The following is a 3,702-nucleotide window of genomic DNA, read 5'->3' as shown; positions in this document are numbered from 1 at the left end:
GGCAGCTGCCCGACAAAAATAGCTATGTTTTGAGCCAAACGCTGAAAGCTTTACTCAGTAGAGCTTTAGTACCCATATGATAAACTTTCGCACGTATCTTGGCTCAAGGCCTTACACACCTCAACCTCGTACTCACTGGCGAGGTTTTTTTTGCACCTTTGCTACCTGCCCGCAGTAGTCAGTGTGTCTGTTTTAGAGCCTGTGGACGAAGGCAGCCCCTCGCCATACTGCTTGGTGTCGGAGTTGCGGTCGCCATGATCCTTAGTGTGGTCGCCGTTGCTGTAACTGCTGGCGTTGCGCTGGCGTGAGCACCGCGTTCATTTGCTGCTTGGCTGACTGACGAATGGCACGGATTTTCGTTTTTTGGTCCGCCGTCAAGTTTAGGGAAGACCAGACCTGCCGCTCCTGTCGTTCGCTTTTAGCGCTCGCGTATTTCGCTTGCTGGGCGGGTGTCAGCAGAGCATTAATTTGACTGTGAGTCGTGTCCCGAATGTGCTTGAGTTGGGCTTTTTGAGTCGCTGTCAGGTTCAACGTGCTGACGTGTTTCGGCGTTTGACCAGTCGGAGCCGACATGGTTTGGGCGGTCACGGGTAGCAGTGGCGCAACTGTCAGCGCCAGGGCTAAGACCCCAGGTAGAAGCAAGAGTGGTTTGAAGTGCATAGTTTTAGTTATGTTTTAAGGGAAGTGAAGCGTCAGCCAGACAATTGCCGTCAGTCACACGGCTCGTTCTGGGTTCACCAGCGACCGTTAAAGGGCGCAGGCGTGGGGTCTGCGCCCTTTAACGGCGGACTGATCTGAGCCTCGAGCTTGGGCGCTCTGTCGGCTGTAGTCATAGGGGTTGAGACTGGACCGATTGGTGAAAGTTCCTGATCAGTCCGGTGCTGGACGCAAGCAGGACGGTACCCGAGCTGAAAACTGTGCCTGGACAACGTCTATCGGCTCAAGGGCTAGTGGTGTGGTAAGGGCGGTGGCCCAGAGAGCGCAGTCAGTGACACCAATCTTAACCTGAGTTCCGTGATGCCCCACCATGCTCCACTGAACGCTTCAGTCCCTATGTATGAACGACTGTGGCTCCGCGCGCACAGTATAGGCAAAGTAAGACCTTTTCTGTCGCGGTTGCCCAGGCTTGCCTATGACCAAACCCTTACCACTGACCTCACCAGACTTACCCGTACTCAAGCCCAACACCCGTGTTACTGGTGTCTCCAGACAGACGGGTGTTGGTGTCCACCAAACAGAGCCGTAGAGCCTCCGCGTGACCGCAGACAAAACAAAACCCCTGCCAACGTGACAGGGGTTGCAGTCAATTCTTTGAGTGCCAACTGAGTCGTTGCCTTACAGAGCCGAGCGGCTCGCCAAACGATTCCAAATAAACGAGAAGACGATCGCGCCAATCACGGCCACCACAATACCACCCAACGACAAACCACTGGCGGTGAATGCCAGCGTTCCCGTCGTGATCAGGGTAAATAGGCTACCCCCCACAAATGCACCAACAATACCGAGCAACATGGTGCCGAGCAGTCCACCACCACCACGTGCACCAGGGTCAATCGCTTTAGCGATCGCACCGGCAATGAGACCTAAAACCACCCATGCCACAATGTTCATACTCTTAAACCTTTTTACGAACTAAGCTTTTATGTTCACAAGAATAGCAACCTATCCGTGGCTCCTTTCTCCCTCAGCAGGCTGAGACGGGCATCATCTTGGGGTAGAAAAAAGCCTCTAGAACCGTAGCTCTAAAGGCGGCTTGGACATATTGCTTGGATGTTCTACCGTCAGCCTAACGGATCGATCCCCGCTTGCCACCGTCCTCAGGGTGGTAGTCCAGCGCACACTGTACGGTCCACACGGTCAGTCATGGCCCTGGCAGAGTGCGACAGCCACTCTATCCTGTTTCATACCGTGTCTGTGCAGGGTTAGCACTCCTTGGCTCAAACTTCACAAACACCTGAGTAGTTGTCACCGGAGACGAGTAGTCGTCATCTGCAACCCCGCCTGTTTATGGGTCTATCATGAGTGCGTCCCAAGGCTAACGAAGTGTATGCATGAAGAGACTCCAGAAAAACCATCGCGGCAAAAACCAGCTTCTCTGTGGAAGCAATTGACGCGCGGTGCCCCTTTGGCTGTCCTGCTGGCAGCCGCTTTGTATATTCTTTATGTCCTGTTGCCGGTGCTGCAATTAGTCGCGATTGCTATCCTGATTGCAGTAGTTTTGCGCACCTTGCTGCGCTGGTTACAAAAGGTCGTGAAGGCTCGCTGGCTCGCTATCCTCCTCTTAGTTGGCTTGCTAGGCGGTTTTGGCGGTTTTCTCGTCGCTGTGATCTTGCCCAGTTTGCTGCATGAAATCCAGCAGTTGCTCGTCGCACTGCCCAGTTATCTCACGGCGCTGACGGCGCTGTCTGTCAACCTGCATCGTAGTTTTAGTTTTGTGCCTGATCTTTCACAAGGCTTGATGCAGTTTCGGCAGTTCGCTGATCAACTTTTAGGCACGTTTCCACTGTTGCTCAAGCAGACCCTTGGCGCGACGATTGAGGTGGTGGCGACGCTCATTCTGGCGCTTTACATGGCCTACGACCCGGCGACGTTGATTGACGGCATTTTGCGACTGGTGCCACATCGGCAGCATCGCCGCTTTCACCGCTTGCTGAAAGCCACTGGCGTGCGCTTACGGGGCTGGATTTTTGGTACGGGCGTTGCCATGCTGTTCCTCGGGGTCGGAGCCACTCTCGGTCTTTGGGCGTTGGGAGTGCCGCTGGCGCTGCCGTTTGGGGTCATTGCTGGGTTGCTGGAAGTCGTACCCTACTTTGGCACGATCGCAGGCACTTTTCTACCAGCACTCGTCGCGCTGACCCTTTCGCCCTGGAAGTTTCTCTCGGTGCTGCTGCTGTTTCTATTGCTGAATCAAATTGATGCTCACTTGGTGCAACCCCTAGTGATGGGTCAGCAGGTGAATCTCCACCCGGTTGTCATCATCCTGACGTTTCTAGTGTTGGGTAAGCTGTTGGGGTTGATTGGACTGCTGTTAGCAGTCCCTGCTGCAGCTGTCTTCGTGACCTTCATTGATGAATTCGCGCCCCCAGAAACAGCCGCTGAGACTACCGTGATTTCGGGAGCGCCTCGAGAGTGAGCCTGTTGCTGGGGGGAGCTGATAGCGGGCAAAAAAGGGGTTGAGCTGAGAAAATACTTTTAGCGCGATTGTGGGACCAAATTGGCTGTACTCCTGCGCCACCGAGCGAATTGCCGCTGCCATCTGCCGGACTCACCCAGCCGAGATCGCCACTCGAAACGTGGCTGACTTCGCCCATTGCGGCATAGAAATCCTTGGTAGTGCCATTTTAGAAAGGCTGGAGAATAATCAGGTTTTCTCAGAAGTTTTAAAATACTGATCTGCCCATTTAGATCTATTTTTCTCTGGCCTTCCCTTTCAGCAAGATGCGCTTTTTTTCTCCTTATTTTCCATACACCAGATCAAAGCCTACCTCTCGACACCAACCCACAAATCAAGGGATTTTGATGCCTACTCTATCAAAATCCCTTGATTTCGTTCTTTCAGGGTCGAGTAACCCTTGCACCTCGCTCCTGATGTAGCAAGGGTTGCCAGTAAGACTTACTTTTCTTCGGTGTACGTATAAGACCCCAACTCACAGAGATTTAGCTCATCGCGTTCAACAATTTGACCCTCCGCAAAGTTGCCCC

General features: G+C 53.4%; 4 protein-coding genes. 2 read left to right on the top strand and 2 right to left on the bottom strand.

From position 1 onward, the window contains the following. Positions 1-261: 261 nt before the first annotated feature. Positions 262-660, bottom strand: a complete 399-nt coding sequence (locus A8707_RS25775; RefSeq protein WP_068820275.1) for a Spy/CpxP family protein refolding chaperone — start codon at positions 658-660, stop codon at positions 262-264. Here A8707_RS25775 and A8707_RS28750 point away from each other — a divergent pair. Then, positions 655-798, top strand: coding sequence for a hypothetical protein (locus tag A8707_RS28750; RefSeq protein WP_156518891.1), 144 nt, complete (start codon positions 655-657; stop codon positions 796-798). The two genes, A8707_RS25775 and A8707_RS28750, sit on opposite strands and share 6 nt — an antisense overlap. 537 nt (positions 799-1,335) lie before the next feature. Here A8707_RS28750 and A8707_RS25770 read toward each other — a convergent pair. After that, the gene (locus tag A8707_RS25770) at positions 1,336-1,611 is read right to left on the bottom strand and encodes a GlsB/YeaQ/YmgE family stress response membrane protein (RefSeq protein WP_068820273.1); all 276 of its coding nucleotides are present in this window, start codon (positions 1,609-1,611) and stop codon (positions 1,336-1,338) included. A 436-nt stretch (positions 1,612-2,047) separates the two neighbouring features. Here A8707_RS25770 and A8707_RS25765 point away from each other — a divergent pair, with 436 nt between their 5' ends. Continuing rightward, on the top strand, positions 2,048-3,133 hold the full coding sequence (locus A8707_RS25765; protein ID WP_068820272.1) for an AI-2E family transporter: 1,086 nt from the start codon (positions 2,048-2,050) through the stop codon (positions 3,131-3,133). The last annotated feature ends 569 nt before the right edge of the window (positions 3,134-3,702 follow it).

Origin of the sequence: Phormidesmis priestleyi BC1401, assembly GCF_001650195.1 — a bacterium.
In the GTDB taxonomy this organism is placed as follows: domain Bacteria; phylum Cyanobacteriota; class Cyanobacteriia; order Leptolyngbyales; family Leptolyngbyaceae; genus Phormidesmis_A; species Phormidesmis_A priestleyi_B.
The sequence above is the reverse complement of the archived record's forward strand: the minus strand, read 5'-3'. Positions and strand labels throughout refer to the sequence as shown.

What these genes read in the sequence shown, in the direction of transcription:
- A8707_RS25775 (WP_068820275.1), bottom strand. Translation starts at nt 660, where the DNA reads ATGCACTTCAAACCACTCTTGCTTCTACCTGGGGTCTTAGCCCTGGCG.
- A8707_RS25770 (WP_068820273.1), bottom strand. Translation starts at nt 1,611, where the DNA reads ATGAACATTGTGGCATGGGTGGTTTTAGGTCTCATTGCCGGTGCGATC.
- A8707_RS25765 (WP_068820272.1), top strand. Translation starts at nt 2,048, where the DNA reads ATGCATGAAGAGACTCCAGAAAAACCATCGCGGCAAAAACCAGCTTCT.